Below are 20,528 nucleotides of genomic sequence, written 5' to 3'. Positions count from 1 at the left end.
GGCGTGAGCGATTCCCTGCGTCGGCGCCTGCGCGCCCTGCCCGATTTTCCCGCCGACCTGCCGTCGTTTGATCCGGCCACGGCTCCAGCCGATCCGGTCGCCCTCTTTCTGGACTGGTTCGAGCACGCGCTCGACGCCGGCGTGCCCCAGCCCCACGCCTTCAGCCTGGCCACGGCCACCGCAACCGGGCTGGTGTCGTCGCGCATGCTCATTCTGAAGAACCTCGAGCCGGCTTCCTCGGGCGCGACAGCGGGCGTCGACTTCGGAGTCTGGCAGTTCGCGAGCACACGCACATCCCGCAAGGGGCGCGAACTCACCGCGAACCCGCACGCGGCCCTGAACTTCTACTGGGCGGCCCTCGGGAGGCAGGTGCGCGTGGTTGGTGAGGTTTCGGTGTTGTCGGCGGAGGCATCCGCTGCGGACTGGGAGGAACGCCCGGGAGCTGACGGTCAGGCCAACCCCCAGTGGCAGCTGTACGCGCTGCACCCCACCGAGGTCGAATTCTGGCAGGCGAGCGGCGATCGCCACCACATTCGGCACCGCTACGTGCTCTAAACCGCGCCCCGCGGCATCCGCTGCCCGGCTCTGCCCGGGTTTTGGTGGCTAATTCAGGAAATCCGGGCCCAGGTTTTCGACTGGCCGCGGCTACGCCGGGCGGCGGCACGATCGGGCCGGGGATTTCCTGAATTAGCCACCGCCGCAGCAAGTCACCGAGCGCCATGGGGGCACCGGCCTGAAGAGCCCTGGGGCACCGGCCCTGGAACAGAAATGCGCACCGAATCCAGTGGATTCGGTGCGCATTTACCGCGCCACGTGCGCGATCATGGTGGGCCCCGTCGGGCTCGAACCGACGACCCAAGGATTAAAAGTCCTTTGCTCTACCAACTGAGCTAGAGGCCCGTAGGTTCTAATCTACCGTGGATTCGCGCTCAGCTTTTCTGGGTAGCGTGGAGGGCAGCAAAAACCAGCTGCCTGAACCGAAGGAGAACCCGCCGTGGCCGAGAACTTTCACAAGCCCACCCTGTTCTCCGCGAACAAATTCGAGGCCTTCCAGGGCGGCGACGATCCGGCTTACATCAGCCGCGTCGCGCACGAGACCGCGCAAGCTCTGCTCAACCGGGTGCGCAGCGACCCCGATCCGGAGACGGTCGAACGCCTGGTCGCCTACACCGACGAGAACGGTATCGACGCGGTCGCCGAGCTGTGGTCGCGGGCCGCGCCGCGCAGCCTGCCGGGCGCGCTCTGGCGCATCTACCTCATTCGCATGCTGATTCGGCAGGATCCCGAGGGGTGCGCGTTCTTGTACCAACGGGGAACGGATGCTGCCGCCACGATCGACCCGCTCGTCGCGGGCGCCGCGGTGCCCACCGGTCCGGCCGAGATCATGGTGCTGGCCGATGAAATTCTGCGCGGCTTGTTCACCGGAGACTTCGCCGTGGCACTGGATCGCGGCGCGGCCTACTGCCGGGTCACAGCAATCGGCGCGACGAGTATCGCCGATGACCTCGAGTTGACCGAGCCTCACCGTTCCTCCGAGTTGACCACCCGGGCGCTGCGGTTTTCCACGACCGCAGCCGAATTCGCGGCCTGCGCGCGCCTTTGGCGCCGCGACTCCCTGGAGTAGCCCGGCACGGGTGGTGTCGCCGGGCCGCCCGGTTGGGGCGCTGCCGCAGGCATCCGCTCGGCCACGCAGCCAGCCGCCCGCGCGGCATCCGCTTGCCGCTTTCTCATGGTCCGTCCAGAGCCGCTCCGATAAGCTGGGCGCGCGGTTGTAGTTCACTTCCGCCCCCGTACCGAGGAGCTTGTTCGTATGACTTTGATCGAGGAATTCCTCATGCCCGGCGGCGGCACGAGCATCAACACCCTGCCCAAGGTTTCGCTGCACGACCACCTCGACGGCGGCCTGCGCCCGCAGTCCATCATCGAACTGGCCGACTCCATCGGATTCGTGCTTCCCACAACGGATGCCGACGCGCTCGGCGAATGGTTCGCCGACCAGTCCAACGCGGGCTCGCTCGTGGAATACCTCAAAACCTTCGACGTCACGACCGCCGTGATGCAGACCAGGGAGGGCCTCAGCCGGGTTGCCCGCGAATTCGTCGAAGACCTCGCCGACGACGGCGTCATCTACGGGGAGATTCGCTGGGCTCCCGAACAGCACCTGGCCCGCGGACTCACCCTCAACGAGGTCGTCGAAGCCGTGCAGGACGGCATCGAAGCCGGCATCGAGAACGTCGAAAAGTCTGGCCGGAGCATTCGCATCGGCCAGCTCATCACCGCGATGCGCCACGCCAACCGCTCACTCGAAATCGCCGAACTCGCCGTGCGCTACCGCTTCGACGGCGTCGTCGGCTTCGACATCGCCGGCGCTGAAGCCGGCTTCCCGGCCGGCACCCACCGCGCCGCCTTCGACCTGCTGGCCCGCGAATTCATGCCGGTCACCGTGCATGCCGGCGAGGCCGACGGCCTGGACAGCATTCGCGGTGCCCTGTTCGACGGCCGCGCGCTGCGCCTCGGCCACGGTGTGCGCCTCGCCGAAGATGTCACCATTGAACGCCAGGACGACGACAACACCTTCGTCACCCTCGGCCCGGTAGCCCAGTGGGTTCGCGACCGCGAACTCACGCTCGAACTGAGCCCGTCCTCGAACCTGCAGACCGGAGCGGTCGCCGCCTGGGGCGAGGAACTGTTCGACCACCCGTTCGACCTGCTCTACCAGCTCGGTTTCAAGGTCACCGTCAACACCGACAACCGCCTGATGAGCGACACCACCCTCACCCAGGAACTTGCCCTGCTCTCCGACGCGTTCGGCTACGACCTGGGCGACCTCGAGACCTTCCAGCTGAACGCCGCCCACGCCGCGTTCCTGCCGCTCGAAGACCGCGAAGAACTCGTCGAAGCCATCGAAACCGGCTTCGGCGAGGCCTGACACCGGTCTGGCTCGCCGAGTTGGCTGAGCCGACTCACTCCTGAATAGTCGAAAGAAAAAATGCCACTGCCGCACCTCCCGCTTGACGCCATCACGATCGGCGCGCACGCTGACGACTGGCCGGCCGCCATCACGGCGGCCGGTGACGCCCTCGTGCGTTCCGGCGCCGCGACATCCAATTACACCGATCGCATGATCGAGGTGATCCGCGAATTCGGTGCCTATATCGTGATCGCGCCCGGTCTGGCGCTCGCGCATGCCCGCCCGGGAGCGGATGTTCTCGCCGACGGGCTCTGCGTCGTCACCCTCGCCGAGCCGGTCGCCTTCGGGCACCCGCACAACGACCCGGTCAGCGTGATCGTCGGCCTGGCCGTGACCGGCGCTGACGACCACCTGCAGTTCGTCGCCGAACTCGCCAACGTGTTCAACGACCCGAAGGTGATCCCGGCCCTCGCCGGTGCGACCACCGCCGAGTTCGTGCAGAGCGTGTTCGGGCAGACCGTGGCACCCGAATGAAGATCGTCGTGATGTGCGGCGTCGGGCTCGGCACCTCGGCGATCCTCAAGGTCAACGCCGAGCGCGCCCTCGACCGTCTTGACATCGAGGCAAGCGTGCAGGCCACGGATGTCGCCGGAGTGCGGGTCGCCGCGGCCGATGCGCAGGTCATTCTGACCTCATCCGAGCTCGTTGATGCGATCGGCAAGACCAACGCCGACGTGATCGTCATTAACAACTACTTCGACGTCGACGAACTCGTCGCCAAGCTCGAGATCGCGCTGGGTTCCTAGCTCCTCCCACTTTCGATCATGGGCCCGGTTTCCTAAGGTGGGCCCAGCAAGCGGATGGCCTCCACCCACTCCGCCTACGCGATCAGCGCGTGCATGCCCCGCTCGAGTTCGTCGAGCGCCGCCTGAGCGGCCGAGCGCCGCTCCACCAGGGTGCCGACCGTGCTGCGGGTGTCGATGTACACCTTGAGCTTCGGCTCGGTACCGCTCGGGCGCACCATCACACGGGACCCATCGGTCAAGCGGATGCGCAGCACGTCACTCGGCGGCAGGTCGCCGAACCCCCACCGAAAGTCGTCGATCTCGTCGACGCGAATGCGGCCCACGTGGGTCGGCGGGGACTCCCGCAGCCGCGTCATCACGAGCGCAATCGTCGACAGCTCGCTGACCCGCACCGAGATCTGGCCCGAGGCGTAGTGTCCGAATTTCTCACTGAAGCGGTCGAGATACCCGGCGAGGGTCGTCCCCTCCGCCTTGAGGTCACTCACCAGCGAGAGCAGCGCGACGGCGGCCGAAATACCGTCCTTGTCGCGCACGGTCTCCGGGTTCACCAGGTAGCCCAGCGCCTCCTCGAAGCCGTAGACCAGCCCCGGCACGCGGGATACCCATTTGAAGCCGGTGAGGGTCTCGACGAAACGCAGGCCGTAGGCATCCGCTACCGCGTGCAGCGCCGGCGTCGACACGATCGAGCAGGCCAGCGTGCCCGTGTTGTCAGCGGCAACAGCGTCGGGATCGGGGGAGGTGAGCGCGGCGGCGCGCCAGCCGAGAACGGCCCCGACCTCGTTGCCGCTCAACCGCCGAAAACCGCTCGCGCTCGACAGGTCGGGGATGGCGACGGCGAGACGGTCAGCATCCGGATCGTTGGCGATGATGAGTTCGGCGCCCACCTCGCGCGCGGTCTCGTAGGCGAGGTCCATCGCGCCGGGCTCTTCCGGGTTCGGAAACGCCACGGTCGGAAAAGCGGCGTCGGGGGCGATCTGCGCGTCGACGAGGGTTGGCAGGTCGAAACCGGCCTTCTCCAGCACTCGGCGGGTGGTGTCCCAGCCGACCCCGTGCATGGCCGTGTACACCGCGTTCACCTGCGCGCGCGGTGTGTGCGCGAGTGACGCCGTGGCAGCGATGTAGGCGAGCACCACGTCTTCCTCGGCGGTCTCATACGCGCCGCGCGGAAGCTTCAACACCTGTTCGTCGGCGGCAACGCGCAGAATTTCGTCCGAGATGGCCTTGTCGTCGGGGGAGACGATCTGCGCGCCGTTGTTCGCACCGCCGAGGTACACCTTGTAGCCGTTGTCGTTCGGCGGGTTGTGCGACGCGGTCACCATCACACCGCAACTGGTGTCGAGGTGGCGCACCGCGAAGGCCAGCACGGGCGTCGGCAGTAACCGCGGCAAGAGGATGGCGCGCACCCCCGCGCCCGCCATGATCGCCGCCGTGTCGGTCGCGAAAACGTGGGAATTCTTGCGTCCGTCGTAGCCGATGACGACCGACGGTGTCACTCCCGGGGCGGCACGCCGCCGCAGGTAGGTGGCGAGGCCGGCCGCGGCCTGCGAGACGAGCACGCGGTTCATCCGGTTCGGGCCGGCGGAGATCTCGCCGCGCAGCCCGGCCGTGCCGAAGGCGAGCCGGGTGTCGAAGCGGGAGTGCAGGTTCGACAGAGCCACGGTGTCGCCGTCGTCGACGGCGTTGATCAGCGTGCGCAACTGCGCCTGGGTCTCCGGGTCGGGATCCTGGTTGAGCCAGGCCCTGGCCGCCTGCAGCAGCGCCGCGGTGCGGTCGGTCGAGGCCGGCGGGGTCTCCTGGGCGAGCGGAGCGGTGGCGAGGTCGTCGTCCCCGGTGCTGCCCGGGGTGATCGTCGAAATGGCGACCGTCGGTTCGAAATCATCGTCGGTATTCTGTGTGAGGGGCGCACCGGCATCCGAGCGGGAATCGTCGGGAATGATCGGCAGGGCGCGGGTCGGCGTCGGGTCCTCGTCGGCGTCATCAGAGTCGGTGACGCGGGGCGCGGCATCCGCTGCCGTCGCAGGCGCAGCAGCAGGCGCCGCAACGGGCGCAGCAGCAACGGGCGCAGCCGCAACGGGCGCAGCATTGGGCGGCGTGACGGGGACGGAAGCGGGCGACGCGGCATCCGTTGCCGAAGCCGGCGGGCCGGAGTGGCGGCCGCCGGTGCGCTCTGCCGGACGGTCGACCTCCGAACCGGGCTCGCCCTGGCCGGTCACAGTGCGGCCACGATCCGCGCGAGCAGCGCGCTGATCACCGGTTCAGCGAGCGCACCGGCCTCGATCACTTCACCGTGGCTGAGCGGAGTCTTCTGAATGCCGGCCGCGAGGTTGGTGATGAGCGAGAGGCCCAGCACCTCCATGCCGGCCTGTCGGGCCGCGATGGCTTCGAGCGCGGTCGACATGCCCACGATGTGGCCGCCGATGGCCTTGGCCATCTGCACCTCGGCCGGGGTCTCGTAGTGCGGCCCGCGAAACTGGCAGTACACACCCTCGTCGAGGGTTGGGTCGATGCTGCGGGCCAGGTCGCGCAGCCGCTGCGAGTACAGGTCGGTCAGGTCGACGAAGGTTGCGCCCTCGAGCGGCGAATCACAGGTGAGGTTGATGTGGTCGCTGATCAGCACCGGGGTTCCCGGCGTCCACGATTCACGGATGCCGCCGGCCCCGTTGGTCAAAATCATCGTCGTCGCTCCGGTCGCCGCCGCCGTGCGCACACTGTGCACGACCCGGCGCACACCGTGGCCCTCGTAGTAGTGGGTGCGGGCGCCGATCACGAGTGCGCGCTTGCCGCCGGGCAACAGAATGGAGCGCAGCGTGCCGGCGTGACCGGCCAGCGCGGGGGCGCTGAACCCGGTGATGTCCGCAGCGGCCACGGTGTGCGTGGTCTCACCGATCAGGTCGGCGGCCTTGGCCCAGCCGCTGCCGAGCGTGAGAGCGATGTCGTGCCGGGGGACTCCCGTGATGCCGGCGATCTCCGCGGCGGCTGACCGTGCTGCCTCGAACGGATCTGTTTCGGGCAGGTCTAACGGGTTGATCTCGTTCGTGAACATTTCACTACTCTAGAACCCCCATCGCGGGCATGGAGATTCTGCGCGAATTCTGCTCATCGGCGCGCCGAACGGGCGCCGAGACGCCCATTCGGTGCGTTTTCGCCCATTTCGGGGGACAAAGCAGGCGGCGTCGGCCCGCAGACGGTTTTGTGAGGGGTGCGCGGGCCACGAGAATGGACTACATGGCCTATGAGTTCGAACGCAAGCAGCGCATCGCAGTATTAGGCGGTGGGCCCGGCGGATACGAAGCGGCCATCGCCGGAGCACAACAGGGTGCCGACGTCACCCTCATTGAAAGCGTCGGTGTCGGCGGTTCAGCCGTGATCACCGACGTCGTCCCTTCCAAGTCGCTCATCGCCACGGCCGAGGCTTCGAACTCGATCGGCGAGGCCACCGACCTGGGCGTGCAGTTCTTCGTACGCGGCGAGACCGGCAAACCGCTGCGCCCCGAAGTGGCCATCAACCTGGCCGCCGTGAACAAGCGACTGCTCGCTCTCGCCCGCCAGCAGTCCGAAGACATGAAGGCCACGCTCATTCGCGCCGGCGTGCGCTACGTGCAGGGCCACGGACGTCTCGACGGCACCACCGGCATCATCGTCGCCACCTCGGGCGACGCAACGGCCACCGACTTCGACCGCATCGACGCCGACACCCTCGTCGTCTCGGTAGGAGCCAGCCCGCGCGTGCTGGCCTCGGCCATGCCCGACGGTGAGCGCATCCTCACCTGGACCCAGCTCTACAACCTCAAGGCCATTCCCGAACACCTCATCGTGGTCGGCTCCGGTGTGACCGGCGCCGAGTTCGCCTCCGCCTACCGCGCCCTCGGCGCGAAGGTCACCCTCATTTCCAGCCGTGACCAGGTTCTGCCCGGTGAAGACGCCGACGCCGCCAACGTCATCGAGAACGTCTTCAAGCGCAACGGCATGACCGTGCTTTCCAAGTCGCGAGCCTCCTCGGTTGAACGCACCCCGACCGGCGTCGTCGCCACCCTCGCCGACGGACGCACGGTCGAAGGCAGCCACTGCCTCATCGCCGTCGGCTCCATTCCGAACACCGCCAACATCGGCCTCGAGCAGGCCGGGGTGCAGATCACCGACTCCGGGCACATCCAGGTCAACCGGGTCGCCCGCACCTCGATTCCGAACATCTACGCGGCCGGCGACTGCACGACCGAGATCCCGCTGGCCTCCGTGGCTTCCATGATGGGCCGCACCGCGGTGTTCCACGCCATGGGCGACACCGTCAACCCCATCGAGATTCGCAACGTGGCCGCGAACATCTTCACCCAGCCCGAGATCGCCACCGTCGGCTACACCCAGAAGCAGATCGAAGACGGACTCGCCCAGGGCGAGATCTACAAGCTGCCCCTGTCGCAAAACCCGCGGGCCAAGATGATGGGAATCAAGGACGGCTTCGTTAAGCTGTTCGCCCGCACCGGCAGCGGCACTGTCATCGGCGGCGTCATCGTGGCCCCCAAGGCCAGCGAGCTCATCTTTCCGCTCGCCCTGGCCGTCGAACACCGACTCACCGTCGACGAGGTCGCCCGCACCTTCCCGGTCTACCCCTCGCTCACCGGCTCCATAACGGATGCCGCGCGAGCGATGCACGTAGTCCTCTAGTTCCCGACGCCCTGCGCATGCTTCCGTCGACGGGGTTGGGGGCAGGGCATCCGCTCCTCAGCTCAAACAATGCCGGTTTCCAGGAAGAGATCCGAGAAAAGCGTTCGGATCCCTTCCTGAAAACCGGCATAACTCGTCACCCCGCGAATACCCCGCCCCCGCCCGGTCCCGCAGATACTCTCGCGTCGGACAAACGCATGTGACCGGCCTCGGGGGCCGGGTTATTCGCGGAGTTGCGAGTTTTGCGGTGTTTCAGGGCTCTGCGCACGCTTTTCGCGCAGGGCCCTGGAACATCGCAATGTTTGAGCGGGGAGCGGATGACCCGGTTTCCGGGGCCTACCTCGAAAGCATGCGCCAGCCTCCGAAACGCACGGCCGACGGGAAAACGAAGGGGCTAGGCGGCGTCGGAGACGGTCAGCAGGACGCTGCCGGAGGAGACCGTCTCGCCGACGACCGCAGTGACGTTGCCGACGGTGCCGTCGCGGTGCGCGACGAGCGGCTGCTCCATCTTCATGGCCTCGAGCACGAGCAGCAGGTCGCCCTTGACGACCGTGTCACCCTCGGCAACGAGCAGCTTGACGATGGTCGCCTGCATCGGTGCCTTGATGGCGTCTCCGGTGGCGGTGTCGACGGCGTGCAGGCCGCCGCGACGCTTGGGTGCCGGTCCGACCGAGCGGGCGCTCGCGCCGCCGGGCAGCAGCCGGGTGGGCAGGGTCACCTCGATGCGGCGTCCCTCCACCTCCACGACGATACTGTGGCGTTTCTGCGGTCCGGGGGCGTCTTCCCAGCTGCCGCTCCACGGTTCGATGTCGTTCTCGAACTCGGTCTCGATCCAGCGGGTGAAGACGGTGAAGGGTTGGCCGTCGGTCGGTGCGAAGGCGGGATCGCGCACGACCTTGCGGTGAAAGGGCAGCACGGTGGGAAGGCCGGCCACTTCGAACTCGTCGAGGGCGCGGCGCGAACGCTCCAGCGCCTCTTCGCGGGTCGCGCCGGTGACGATGAGCTTGGCGATGAGCGAGTCGAACGATCCGCTGATCACATCGCCGGACTGCACGCCGGTGTCGACACGCACGCCGGGGCCGCCGGCCGGCCTGAACACGTGCACCGGGCCGGGCGCGGGCAGAAAGCCGCGGCCGGCATCCTCTCCATTGATGCGAAATTCAAACGAGTGAGCGGATGCGACGGGGTCGCCGTAGGTGAGTTCCCCACCCTCGGCGAGACGGAACTGTTCGCGCACCAGGTCGATGCCGGTGACCTCTTCGGAGACGGTGTGCTCGACCTGCAGGCGGGTGTTGACCTCGAGGAACGACACCGTTCCGTCCTGGCCGATGAGAAACTCGCAGGTGCCGGCGCCCAGGTAGCCGACCTCTTTCAGAATGGCCTTGGAGGCTCGATACATCTCGGTCGTCTGCGCGTCGGTGAGGAACGGGGCCGGAGCTTCTTCGACGAGCTTCTGGTGCCGGCGCTGCAGCGAGCAGTCGCGGGTCGATACGACGACGACGTTGCCGAACGCGTCGGCCAGGCATTGGGTTTCCACGTGGCGGGGGGAATCGAGGTACTTCTCGACGAAGCATTCGCCGCGACCGAAGGCGGTGATGGCCTCGCGGGTGGCCGAGTCGAACATCTCGGCGACCTCGTCGCGGGTGCGGGCCACCTTGAGGCCACGCCCGCCGCCACCGAAAGCGGCCTTGATCGCCACGGGAAGGCCGTGCACGTCGACGAAGGCGAGCACCTCGGCTGCGTCGGTGCAGGGGTTCAGGGTGCCGGGTGCCATCGGCGCGTTGACCTTCTCGGCGATCTTGCGGGCCGAGACCTTGTCGCCGAGCTGCTCGATGGCTTCGGGCGACGGCCCGATCCAGATGAGCCCGGCACTGATCACGGCGCGGGCGAAGTCGGCGTTCTCGGCCAGAAAGCCGTAGCCGGGGTGCACGGCGTCAGCGCCGCTCCGCCGGGCGATCGACAAAATCTTGTCGATGACGAGGTAGGTTTCGGCGCCGCTGGTGCCGTCGAGACCGTACGCCTCGTCAGCGAGACGGGCGTGCAGGGAATCGCGATCCTGGTCGGCGTAGACGGCGACAGAGAGAATTCCACTGTCTTTCGCGGCACGGATGACCCGAACGGCGATCTCGCCTCGGTTGGCGATGAGGACCTTCGTTATGAGTGACACAATCACCTAGCCTATTGCCCCGTGCCACATCCCTTTTGGTTCTGTCCCACAAAAAGACTCGGCAGATTCTTGCGGATGCCTACAATTACAGCGCTCCCGGGCGATTCCACAGGGTCGGCCACTCGTGTCCGAGGGCCCGCACCAGGCGCCGCAGCGTGGGCAGTGACAGCCCCACCACCGTTGACGGGTCGCCGACGATGCTCGTGATGAAGGGAGCGCCAAGGCTGTCGATGGTGAACGCGCCAGCCACGAAGAGGGGCTCACCGGTGGCGATATAGGCGTCGAGTTCGGCATCGTCGAGGTCGTCGGCGAAGGTCACCTCGGCCACCGCAACCGCGCCGATCGCCCGGCCGGGCACACCATCGGCGAGCTCGATCAGCCAATGCCCGGAGTACAGGGTGCCGGTGCGCCCGCGCTGGCGTTCCCAGCGTTCGCGCGCGGCATCCGCTGTGTGCGGCTTGCCGTAGATCACGTCGTCCAGCACGAACACCGAGTCACCGCCGAGCAGCAGCCCGTTTAGCGGTTCGGCCAGCCGAGCGGATGCCGCAGCCTCCGCTTTGGCGCGCGCCAGCAGCTCCACGAGCACTCGCGGCTCAAGCGCTGAGCCGCGCACGGTCTCGGTCTCGGCGACGACCCGCGCCTCGTCCACGTCGGGGTTGATCAGCACCGGCTCGATGCCGGCTGCGCGCAGCAGGGCGAGACGGGCCGGAGACGTGGAGGCCAGATAGAGGCGCATGATGATCCTTTTCAAACGAGGCGTGGGCATCCATTCAAGCAGGCGGCAACCGGCAGCCGGCCAGGCGGTGTGGGATCATCGTTAGATGAGCAACACGAGTAGCCAGCCCGCCACCCCCGCCCCGACGTCGTCTGCGACGGTCGGCGACGAGCTTGAGCTCGACATCACCAACGTCGCCCACGGCGGAATTTTCATCGCCCGGCACGAGGGCCGCGTCATCTTCGTGAGCGACACCCTGCCGGGGGAGCGGGTGCGCGCCCGCCTCACCGAGGCCAACCACAAGAGCTTCTGGCGGGCCGAGACCGTCGCTGTCATCGACGCGGCAACCGAACGTCAGCCGCACATCTGGAGTGCGGCCTCCGTGGAGCGTGCTCCCGAAGACCGCGCCGGCGGGGCCGAATTCGGTCACATCGAGCTCGGCTTCCAACGCGAACTCAAACGTCAGGTGCTCGCCGACGCGCTGCAGCGCATGGCCGGGATCGTCACCGATGTGGTCGTGGAGCCGGTCGCGGTCAGCGCGAAAGCCAGCCCGGGTGACGCGATGGACGGCACCGGATGGCGCACCAGGGTGAGCCTGCACGTGGCCGACGACGGAACCATCGGCCCGTACGCCGCGCGCAGCCACCGGGTCATCCCGGTCGACGACCTGCCGCTCGCCGAGCACGAGCTCGAACTGCGCGCCCCGCTCGACACTCTCTTTCACAACGCGGCGAAGATCGATCTGGTCGCGCCGAGCAAGGGCGACGTGCAGGTGCTCGTCTCGGCCAAAGACGCCACCGGTAAGCCCAAGCGGGTGCCGCACGGGCTGATCCACGAGATCGTCGCCGACCGGGAGTTTGAACTGGACCGTTCCGGATTCTGGCAGGTGCACTCGATGGCCGCCGACACCCTGTACCACGCCGTGCAGAACATCATCGATCCGAACATCTTCGACCCGCGCGCCTCCAACCTCGACCTCTACGGCGGCGTCGGCCTGCTGGCCGCAGCCGTCGGCGACCGGTTCGGTTCGACGACCCGCATCACCTCGGTGGAAAGCGACCCTGACGCGGTCGCCTTCGCCGCCCGCAACCTTAAGGAATGGGCCGGAGCAACCGCGGAAGCCGACCGCGTCGACCGTTTTCTGCAGCGTCTGCTGCGCGAAGCGGATGCCGCGGAGCGTGCCCGCCTCGCCGCCGCCACCGTCGTGCTCGACCCGCCGAGGTCCGGCGCCGGAGCGGCCGTCGTCGACCAGCTTGTGACCCTCGCCCCGCAGCAGATCGTGTACGTGGCCTGCGACCCGGTGGCGCTCGCCCGCGATGTGGCACTGTTCGCGAAGCAGGGCTACCAGCTAAAAACCCTGCGCGCTTTCGACCTGTTCCCCAACACCCACCACGTCGAAGCCGTCGCCCTGCTCTGCAAATAGCTATCGTTGACACTAGACAATCCGAAAGCAGCCACACCGTGAGCTACGCAGCAACCGATCCCGCACCATCCACCCCCACGTCGGCACCCGTGCGCGTCGGCATCGTCGACGACCACGAGTCGGTGCGACTGGGCTTGCAGGCCGCCTGCGAGAACGCCGGCTACGAGGTGTTGTTCGCTGCAGCGACGGCGCAAGCCCTCGTCGACGGCCTCGCCGGTCGCAAGTGTGACGTGATTGTGCTCGACCTCTCCCTCGGCGACGGATCTCTCGTCACCGACAACGTGCACCTGGTGCAGTCCACCGGCTCCGCCGTTTTGGTGCACAGCATCGCCGACCGGGTCGCCTCGGTACGGGAGGCCCTCGCGGCCGGTGCGGCCGGGGTCATTCCCAAATCGTCGCCGACCACCACGGTGATGGCCGCCGTCGCGTCGGTCGCCCGTGGCGACGTGCTCAACAACCTCGAGTGGGCCACCGCCATCGACGCCGACCGGGACTTCGCCAAGGCGCAGCTCGGTCGCCGCGAACGCGACGTGCTGCACCTCTACGCCTCGGGCCTGCCGCTCAAGATGGTCGCCATGCAGCTGGGTATCGCGCACTCCACCGCCCGGGAATACCTCGACCGCATTCGCGTGAAGTACGTCGAGGTCGGGCGCCCGGCGCCGACCAAGGTTGATCTGCTGCGCCGCGCCGTCGAAGACGGGATTCTGCCCGGGCTCGACGTGACCGAAGCTGACCGCGGTGTCTAAACGGGCCGCCCGTGTGGGCGACCACGGCACCACCGGCACCCTGGTGTCCACCGCCACCCAGCCGTTCGCGGCGGTCCGCGGCGAGTCAGGCGGCACCGAGGGCAGCCTGTTCGGTCGGTCCCGGCAGCCGCGCAACCCGATCAGTCACGCGCAGATCGAGATTGCGCTCTCCCGTTCGGTGGCCGGAGTCGCGGTGATCTTCGCCGTGCAGACCCTGCCGCTCATGCTCGAGCAGCTGTCGACCCGCAAAACCGAGGCGGCGATCCCGCTCGCCGGCCTGCTCGGCCTGTCGATTCTGGTGTTCGTCGTCGCCACGCTGCTGCGGCGCGGCATTCGCACGTCGGCGGCCGTGGTGAGCGGCATCTATCTGTTCGCGCTGCTCGTCTGGCCGCTGGTCATGATCGATCCCACCCTGGTGCTCGCGAGCAAACCGTGGTTGTGGTATTTGTGCACAGTCGCCACCTCCTGTGCGGCGATCGCTTTTCCACTGTTTTGGGCCGCCGTGTACACCGTTGTCACCCCGGTGGCCTTCGGACTGGTGCGGCTGCTGCCCTCCGGCGGCGAAGCAGAGAGCCTGCTCGCCGTGCTCGACACCTGCTACGCCATGCTCCTCGGCGGTGTGGTGCTCATCATCATCTACGTGCTGCGCGAGGCCACGGCCAAGGTCGACACCGCCCAGTCGAACGCGCTGTCCAAATATGCCGTGGCAGTGCGCCATCACGCCACCGAGGTGGAACGGGTCGAGGTCGACTCCATCGTGCACGACAGTGTGCTCGCCACCCTGCTGTCAGCCGCCGGCGTGCGCAACGAGAAGGGCGCGGAACTGGCGGCGGCGATGGCTCGCAGCGCCATCATCCGCTTGCAGGAGGCCAGCGGTGAACGCAACCTCGACGATGCGTCGGTCGCCGTCAGCAAGCTGGTCGCTCGCCTGCGTACGGCGGCAATCGAGACCGGAGTGTTCACCGTGACCGAGCAATGCGTCGACGCGATCAGCATTCCGGAGCACGCCGCCGAGGCGCTCTACTCGGCGAGCGTGCAGGCCATGGTCAACAGCGTGCAGCATGCCGGCCCCGCCCAGTCGCGCCGGCTCATCATCGGCGGCAACGATCAGAACGGATGCACCATCAGCATCAGTGACACCGGCCGCGGTTTCGACGTTGCCAGCGTTGACAGCGCCCGACTGGGCCTGCGCGTGTCGATCCACGACCGGGTGCTGAGCGCCGGAGGCGTGGCCGTGTTGCGCACGAGCCCCGGCCTCGGCACCACCATCACCATCACCTGGCCCCGGCCCGACGACGAGGGCGCCGCGTTGAACGTGAACTCGCCGGACGGGGGTATCCGATCATGACCGGTGTCGTGGTGGTCTCTCGAACGCTGACTCTTATAGTGGCGACCTGCTTTTCCGGTTACCACGTGCTGCTCGGCCTGTATTCGATCAACGAACCGGCCTCCTCGATGCCGATTTTGGCGGCGATGGGGCTGTACATAGTGGCGACCATTGCGAGCCTCTGGCCCACCAGCCCGATGCGCATGTCGCTGCCGCTGGCCCTGTTCAACGTGGCGGTCGCCATCGCGATTCCGCTGATCGTCGGCAGCCAGCTTGACGGTTCCTCCACCACTCTCGGCTATGCCACCTGGTATGTCGCGGCGATCGGCACCCTGATGACGATCACGGCCACCCGCAAGCGCCCACAGCTGGCGCTGCTGGGTGTGGGGACTCTCGTCGTGCACAGCGTGCTCTGGGCGGGGCTCAGCGACGTGGGGAGGGGAGGCATCCTCGGCAGCGTGGTCTGGGCCGGAATCGGCGAGCTGGGGCACATGGGCGTCATCGGCAGCGTGGTCTGGGTGATGGCCGCCGCCGTGCTCTCCAAAGCGCTGGTGAAAGCCGGCCGGGACGCCCGCCAGTACGCTCGAGCCGAGCGGGAGGCCAGCGGATGGCACGCCGCCCAGGAGGCCCACCTCTACGAGCGCCAGGTGCGACTCACCCAGACCATGCGCCTGGCCATGCCCATGCTGCGCCGCATCAGCGACAGCAACGGCAATCTCAGTGAGGCGGACCGCCAGGAATGCCGGCTGCTCGAAGCGGCCATTCGCGATGAAATTCGCGGGCGCCGGCTGCTCAACCACGCGGTGCGGGAGCAGGTGATGGCCGCCAGACGACGCGGTGCCAGTGTGACCCTGCTCGATGAGGGCGGCATCGACGACCTCAACGGTGCCGACCTGGAGATTGTACTCAACACCCTCGCGACCGCTATCGGCCGCACGAGTGCCGACAAGATCATCGCCCGCACGTCGGCGGACAGTGCGACCGTCGCGGTGACCGTGGTTGGCCTGAGCAGTCCCGACCCGGCGGAGAGTGCCCTCGGGCCGGACTCCTCCAACGAAGAGGTCGACCTGTGGTTGGAAATCCCCCGGCAGGCTGAGCCCGCCGTCTCTGCCTAAAACTGCGCGTGCCGCGCATCGGGCGGGGCGCAGCGAGCACCGGCATCCCCCTGGCGAGAGGGGCGTGCTCAGCTGGCGAGAGCCGTGTGCGCTCAGCTGGCGGCAGGAACGCGAAAGGGGACCAGCCGAAGCTGATCCCCTAACGACTATTCGAGAAAGGACGACAACCCGAATGCCATCCGTTCTCGCCCCCAACACATTCGCTCGCTTACCCTAGTCAGCGAATGATTGGTGGTGAAACTCCAGGAGCGTCACCGAGCACTTCTATTCTGACCGAACGAATGCGCCTGCACAGTCGGCATTTAGGAGGACAGACATACCGGTGGTTGCGCCCCGCCCCACCCCAGCCCCACCCAACACGTGGACGGGGCCCGGGCCCCGTCCCTGGGCCCAGTTTATAAACTGGGCCTGTGGACGGGGCCCGGGCCCCGTCCAAAAAAAAGCGGGGTGAAAGCGGGAGCGTTAGCCGGTGAAGCCGCGCCAGCGGCCGGGGCCGGGGTGCACGGGCTTGCGAAGCGGGCGCTGGCTCTGCTGCCAGGCGCTCTGACCGGGTTCCGGGGCGGCCCGACGCTCGTCGGATTCCTCCCGCAACAGCCCACGGATGACGGCACTCACCGCCGACACCTCGGCGTCACTCACGTGCGTGGTCACGAAAACCAGCTCCGACGGATCAAACTCTGAGGGCTTCACAGAAGAAGGCATCAGAGCGGAATGTTCCCGTGCTTCTTGGCCGGCAGCGAAGCCCGCTTGGTGCGCAGCGCCCGCAACGCCTTGACGACCGACACGCGCGTGGCGGCCGGTTCGATGATGCCGTCGAGTTCTCCGCGTTCCGCAGCGAGAAACGGGCTCGCCACGTTGTAGGTGTATTCGTTGGCCAGGCGGGTGCGCACCGCGGCGACGTCTTCGCCGGCCTGCTCGGCCGCCTTGATCTCGGCACGGTAGAGAATGTTCACGGCGCCCTGGCCACCCATCACGGCGATCTCCGCGGTCGGCCAGGCCAGGTTGGTGTCGGCGCCGAGCTGCTTGGAGCCCATCACGATGTACGCGCCGCCGTAGGCCTTGCGCAGAATGACCGTGACGAGCGGCACGGTGGCCTCCGCGTAGGCGTAGAGCAGCTTGGCCCCGCGACGGATGATGCCGGTCCATTCCTGGTCGGTGCCGGGCAGAAAGCCGGGCACGTCGACGAGGGTGAGAATCGGAATCGAGAACGCATCGCAGAACCGCACGAAACGTGACGCCTTCTCCCCGGCCTCGATGTTGAGCGTGCCGGCCATGGCGTTGGGCTGGTTGGCGACGATGCCGATCGAGCGGCCCTCAACCCGAGCGAACCCTACGACGATGTTCGGCGCGTACAGCGGCTGCGTCTCAAGGAACTCGCCGTGGTCCACGATGTGCTCGATGACCGTTTTCACGTCGTAGGGCTGGTTGGGCGAATCGGGGATGATCGTGTTGAGGCGACGGTCGGCATCCGTTGTTTCGAGCTCGACCTCGCTGTCGAACACCGGCAGCTCGGCCAGGTTGTTGTCGGGCAGGTAGCTGAGTAGGGCGCGGGCGAAGTCGAGCGCGTCGGGCTCGTCGCTCGCGAGGTAGTGCGAGACGCCCGAGATCTTGTTGTGGGTGAGGGCGCCGCCGAGCTCTTCCATGCCCACGTCTTCGCCGGTGACGGTCTTGATCACGTCGGGGCCGGTGACGAACATCTGGCTGGTCTTGTCGACCATGATCACGAAGTCGGTCAGCGCGGGCGAGTAGACCGCGCCGCCGGCCGCCGGACCGCAGATGATGGAGATCTGCGGAATGACACCGGATGCTGCCGTGTTGCGGCGAAAGATCTCGCCGTACTTGCCGAGGGCCACGACGCCCTCCTGAATGCGCGCTCCGCCGGAATCGAGAATGCCGATGATCGGCACCCCGGTCTTGAGGGCGAGATCCATCACCTTGATGATCTTCTCGCCGGCCACCTCGCCGAGCGAACCGCCGAAGATGGTGAAGTCCTGCGAATACACGGCCACCTGGCGGCCGTGGATGGTGCCGGTTCCGGTGACGACGGCGTCGCCGTAGGGCCGCTTCTTCTCCATGCCGAAGGCCACGGTGCGGTGCCGCACGAACTCGTCGAGCTCTACGAAGGAGCCTTGGTCGAGCAGCAGGTCGACGCGCTCGCGGGCGGTCATCTTGCCCTTGGCGTGCTGCTTCGAGGTTGCGGTGGCCCCGCTGGCGGTCACGGCTTCGTGATAGCGCAGCTTGAGGTCAGCGAGTTTTCCCGCCGTCGTATACAGGTCGGGTGCCGCAGCGGGCGTCTTGTCAGTCACCATTTCACTCTACCGGCACCCCCCGACCGCTCCCCGTTGATGATGTTCCACAACTTTGCCGCGCAACACTGCACGTTTCCCCCTGCAGCCACCCAAGCCAGCCCCAAGTTCCTGTCTCTCCCGCCTCTTCGTGGCTAATTCAGGAAATCCGTCGGGATATCGGTCAGAACGGGGTGTTTGCGGGCCGAATCGAGCGAATATCCTGAATTAGCCACAGCGCAGGCCGGTGACCACCGGCAGAAACCCGGTGCGCGGGCACGAGAGGGTTGTCACCATGGAGTTTTCGCTCAGCCGCGCCGAGGTGACCCGGTTCGAGTACCGGTCTGAGGCCGCCTCGACCAACGATGTGCTCAAAGAACTCGCCACAGCGGATGCCGCAGCCTGGCCCGACCTCTCGGTGATCGTCACCGACAACCAGACTCAGGGGCGTGGCCGGCTCGGCCGCGTGTGGTTGGCCCCGACCGGCAAAGCCCTGGCCATTTCGGTGCTCGTGCGCCCGCAACTTCCCCCGGCGAGCCTCGGCTGGTTCCCGCTGCTGGCTGGCGCCGCCATGACCCGGGCCGTCAGAAAAACCGTCGAAGCCAGCATGCAGCCGGTCAAAGACGTGAAAGAGGCCGAGACGCCCCGCCACGACACGACTCTCAAATGGCCCAACGATGTGCTCATCGACGGGTACAAGGTGTGCGGAATCCTCTGCGAGCTGCTGCCCGACGGCGAGGGCATCATCATCGGCGCCGGCCTCAACCTGTCGCTCGACGAGCACGACCTGCCCACCCTCACCTCCACCTCGCTGCTGCTGGTCACCCGCACCGCGCCCGACCCCGACCAGGTGCTCGCCGCCTACCTGCACGAGCTCGTCACGCTCTACGACGCTTTCGTGCAGGCCAACGGCGACGCCCAACACGATCTGCACGCCGCCGTCACCCAACTCTGCGGCACCCTCGGCAGCGTCGTGCGGGTCGAGCTGCCCGGCGGCACCGACCTGGTCGGCACCGCCACCGGCATCGACAGTGAGGGCCGATTGCAGGTCGTCAGCCAGGCCGATGGCGAGCAATGGTCTGTCGCCGCCGGCGATGTCACCCACCTGAGGTATTAATAGAAGTAATGAAACCGAAGAAGACCGAGACGAACGAGACCGAACCCTCCGGCTACGCCCGTGAGAGTCGGCCCGAGAAGGTCGTCGCCCGCCTGCGCCCGCACGCCCGGGTGCTCGCCTGGCCCACCCTGCTTCTGTTCGTTCTGGCCGGCGCCACCGGCTACTTCTTCGGCAACCTGCCCGAGCCCTGGCAGAACGCGGCCCTGCTGGCCGGCGCCATCGTGTTCGCCGTGCTCGGCTGGCTGCTGCCGCTCGCCGCCTGGCTCACCAAGCGTTACACGATCACCACCCGCCGCATCATCTTTCGGCACGGCTTCTTCGTGCGCACCCGGCAGGAGCTGCTGCACAGCCGCGGCTACGACGTGAGCGTGCGGCAGAACTGGGTGCAGGCCGGGTTCCACTCGGGTACGGTGCTGATCAATTCGGGGCTGGAGCATCCACTCGTGTTGAAAGACGTTCCCAACGTCGACCTCGTGCAGAGCACCCTGCACGACCTCATGGAGCAGGCGACCACCGTCATGGGATCCCGCCGGCAGGAACAGTCGGCCCTCGCCGCCGAGTCAGCGTTCTGGGGTCGCCGTTAGCCGAATCGCTCCGGTGCGCGTGCTGACCGACCCGATACCAGCGGATGCCGCAGCGCCAGCCCCAGAAACAGCCCCGACCCCAGAAGCACCCCCAGCAGCAGAAACAGCCGGAGCCCCGCTCCGGCTCGGCGCAAACACCCAGTAGCGGTACAGCGTGAAGCGGAACACCGCGCCGAGCAGCAGCCCCACGACGTTGCCGGCGATGTTGTCGGCGAGAACGCTCGTGTAGCCGAGCACGTAGTGGCTGAACCAGAGGCAGGCGATGCCGATGCCCATGCCCACCAGGCTCACCGCGAGAAACTCCAGGCCCTCGCGCATGGTGTGGTTCTGCCGGTTCTTGCTGAAGGTCCAGAAGCGGTTGCCCAGCCAGTTCACCAGGATGGCCAGCACGGTCGAGATGACCTTGGCGTAGATCGGGCCGGCGTGCACCTCGGCGGAATCCAGCACGGTGGTGCGCAGCAGGTTGAACACCGTGAAGTCCACCACGAAGCCGAGCGCACCGACGGCGCCGAACTTGAGGCCCTGACTCAGAAAGCTGAGCAGGCGCTGCTTCAGGGTGATCGACATGCGTCCGTCCGACGTTCGGTAAAGTAGAAAAGCACTGAAGTCTCGCAGTCTACGGCGGTTCAAAACCCCCGGGCTGGGTATCCACGCGCGTTTAGCTGAACGC

The 20,528-nt window shown here is 67.3% G+C and carries 19 protein-coding genes and 1 tRNA gene; 12 read left to right on the top strand and 8 right to left on the bottom strand.

What is annotated here, in order from left to right; genetic code table 11:
- Positions 1–3: 3 nt before the first annotated feature.
- Positions 4–555 (top strand): pyridoxal 5'-phosphate synthase, encoded by a 552-nt coding sequence (locus E3O25_RS09505; protein WP_134361027.1) that lies wholly within the window; start codon positions 4–6, stop codon positions 553–555.
- A 269-nt stretch (positions 556–824) separates the two neighbouring features.
- Here E3O25_RS09505 and E3O25_RS09500 read toward each other — a convergent pair.
- A tRNA-Lys gene (locus E3O25_RS09500) sits at positions 825–900 on the bottom strand.
- Between the two features lie 94 nt (positions 901–994).
- Between E3O25_RS09500 and E3O25_RS09495 the strand changes: the two genes are divergently transcribed.
- The 4 genes from E3O25_RS09495 (at position 995) to E3O25_RS09480 (ending at position 3,717) form a co-directional block, all read left to right on the top strand.
- A complete protein-coding gene (locus E3O25_RS09495) occupies positions 995–1,624 on the top strand; it encodes a DNA-directed RNA polymerase subunit beta (protein ID WP_092107504.1) in 630 nt (209 codons plus the stop codon).
- A 186-nt stretch (positions 1,625–1,810) separates the two neighbouring features.
- On the top strand, positions 1,811–2,929 hold the full coding sequence (locus E3O25_RS09490; RefSeq protein WP_092107506.1) for an adenosine deaminase: 1,119 nt from the start codon (positions 1,811–1,813) through the stop codon (positions 2,927–2,929).
- Between the two features lie 60 nt (positions 2,930–2,989).
- Complete coding sequence (locus tag E3O25_RS09485; protein ID WP_092107508.1) at positions 2,990–3,445, top strand: PTS sugar transporter subunit IIA; 456 nt, start codon at positions 2,990–2,992, stop codon at positions 3,443–3,445.
- Positions 3,442–3,717 (top strand): PTS sugar transporter subunit IIB, encoded by a 276-nt coding sequence (locus E3O25_RS09480; protein WP_134361026.1) that lies wholly within the window; start codon positions 3,442–3,444, stop codon positions 3,715–3,717. Before E3O25_RS09485 ends, E3O25_RS09480 begins: the two co-directional genes overlap by 4 nt.
- Positions 3,718–3,791: 74 nt before the next feature.
- Here E3O25_RS09480 and E3O25_RS09475 read toward each other — a convergent pair whose 3' ends face one another.
- Positions 3,792–5,474 (bottom strand): phospho-sugar mutase, encoded by a 1,683-nt coding sequence (locus E3O25_RS09475; RefSeq protein ID WP_092107639.1) that lies wholly within the window; start codon positions 5,472–5,474, stop codon positions 3,792–3,794.
- 452 nt (positions 5,475–5,926) lie between these two features.
- Complete coding sequence (locus E3O25_RS09470) at positions 5,927–6,760, bottom strand: purine-nucleoside phosphorylase (RefSeq protein ID WP_092107512.1); 834 nt, start codon at positions 6,758–6,760, stop codon at positions 5,927–5,929.
- Positions 6,761–6,942: 182 nt separating this feature from the next.
- Between E3O25_RS09470 and E3O25_RS09465 the strand changes: the two genes are divergently transcribed.
- Positions 6,943–8,379 carry an NAD(P)H-quinone dehydrogenase gene (locus E3O25_RS09465; protein WP_092107641.1) on the top strand — a complete coding sequence of 479 codons (1,437 nt, stop codon included), beginning with the start codon at positions 6,943–6,945 and terminating at the stop codon, positions 8,377–8,379.
- A 394-nt stretch (positions 8,380–8,773) separates the two neighbouring features.
- Here E3O25_RS09465 and E3O25_RS09460 read toward each other — a convergent pair whose 3' ends face one another.
- Both E3O25_RS09460 and E3O25_RS09455 read right to left on the bottom strand, forming a co-directional pair.
- Positions 8,774–10,546, bottom strand: a complete 1,773-nt coding sequence (locus E3O25_RS09460) for a biotin carboxylase N-terminal domain-containing protein (protein WP_134361025.1) — start codon at positions 10,544–10,546, stop codon at positions 8,774–8,776.
- A gap of 85 nt (positions 10,547–10,631) precedes the next feature.
- Entirely contained in the window at positions 10,632–11,282 is a 651-nt protein-coding gene (locus tag E3O25_RS09455; RefSeq protein ID WP_174721729.1) for a nucleoside triphosphate pyrophosphatase, read from the bottom strand.
- 85 nt (positions 11,283–11,367) lie between these two features.
- Between E3O25_RS09455 and E3O25_RS09450 the strand changes: the two genes are divergently transcribed.
- The 4 genes from E3O25_RS09450 to E3O25_RS09435 are packed head-to-tail and all read left to right on the top strand — an operon-like array spanning position 11,368 to position 15,872.
- Positions 11,368–12,684, top strand: coding sequence for a class I SAM-dependent RNA methyltransferase (locus tag E3O25_RS09450; protein WP_092107514.1), 1,317 nt, complete (start codon positions 11,368–11,370; stop codon positions 12,682–12,684).
- Between the two features lie 38 nt (positions 12,685–12,722).
- Positions 12,723–13,430, top strand: coding sequence for a response regulator transcription factor (locus tag E3O25_RS09445; protein ID WP_092107516.1), 708 nt, complete (start codon positions 12,723–12,725; stop codon positions 13,428–13,430).
- The gene (locus tag E3O25_RS09440) at positions 13,423–14,778 is read left to right on the top strand and encodes a sensor histidine kinase (RefSeq protein WP_134361024.1); all 1,356 of its coding nucleotides are present in this window, start codon (positions 13,423–13,425) and stop codon (positions 14,776–14,778) included. The genes E3O25_RS09445 and E3O25_RS09440 overlap by 8 nt, the downstream gene beginning before the upstream one ends.
- The gene (locus E3O25_RS09435; RefSeq protein WP_092107520.1) at positions 14,775–15,872 is read left to right on the top strand and encodes a hypothetical protein; all 1,098 of its coding nucleotides are present in this window, start codon (positions 14,775–14,777) and stop codon (positions 15,870–15,872) included. The genes E3O25_RS09440 and E3O25_RS09435 overlap by 4 nt, the downstream gene beginning before the upstream one ends.
- 462 nt (positions 15,873–16,334) lie before the next feature.
- On the opposite strand, the gene E3O25_RS09430 is transcribed toward E3O25_RS09435, so the two are convergent.
- Positions 16,335–16,574, bottom strand: coding sequence for an acyl-CoA carboxylase subunit epsilon (locus E3O25_RS09430; protein ID WP_134361023.1), 240 nt, complete (start codon positions 16,572–16,574; stop codon positions 16,335–16,337).
- On the bottom strand, positions 16,574–18,181 hold the full coding sequence (locus E3O25_RS09425) for an acyl-CoA carboxylase subunit beta (RefSeq protein WP_134361022.1): 1,608 nt from the start codon (positions 18,179–18,181) through the stop codon (positions 16,574–16,576). The genes E3O25_RS09430 and E3O25_RS09425 overlap by 1 nt, the downstream gene beginning before the upstream one ends.
- Before the next feature lie 223 nt (positions 18,182–18,404).
- Here E3O25_RS09425 and E3O25_RS09420 point away from each other — a divergent pair, with 223 nt between their 5' ends.
- A complete protein-coding gene (locus E3O25_RS09420; protein WP_241983950.1) occupies positions 18,405–19,274 on the top strand; it encodes a biotin--[acetyl-CoA-carboxylase] ligase in 870 nt (289 codons plus the stop codon).
- Positions 19,275–19,282: 8 nt separating this feature from the next.
- Positions 19,283–19,858: a PH domain-containing protein gene (locus E3O25_RS09415; RefSeq protein ID WP_092107528.1), complete on the top strand. Its 576-nt coding sequence runs from the start codon at positions 19,283–19,285 to the stop codon at positions 19,856–19,858.
- Here E3O25_RS09415 and E3O25_RS09410 read toward each other — a convergent pair.
- Positions 19,835–20,425 (bottom strand): GtrA family protein, encoded by a 591-nt coding sequence (locus E3O25_RS09410; protein ID WP_092107530.1) that lies wholly within the window; start codon positions 20,423–20,425, stop codon positions 19,835–19,837. The two genes, E3O25_RS09415 and E3O25_RS09410, sit on opposite strands and share 24 nt — an antisense overlap.
- Positions 20,426–20,528 lie beyond the last annotated feature (103 nt).

Source organism: Cryobacterium sp. TMT1-3, assembly GCF_004402315.1.
GTDB lineage: Bacteria > Actinomycetota > Actinomycetes > Actinomycetales > Microbacteriaceae > Cryobacterium > Cryobacterium luteum.
Note: the sequence above shows the minus strand (reverse complement) of the source record. Positions and strands in the feature narration are given on the sequence as shown.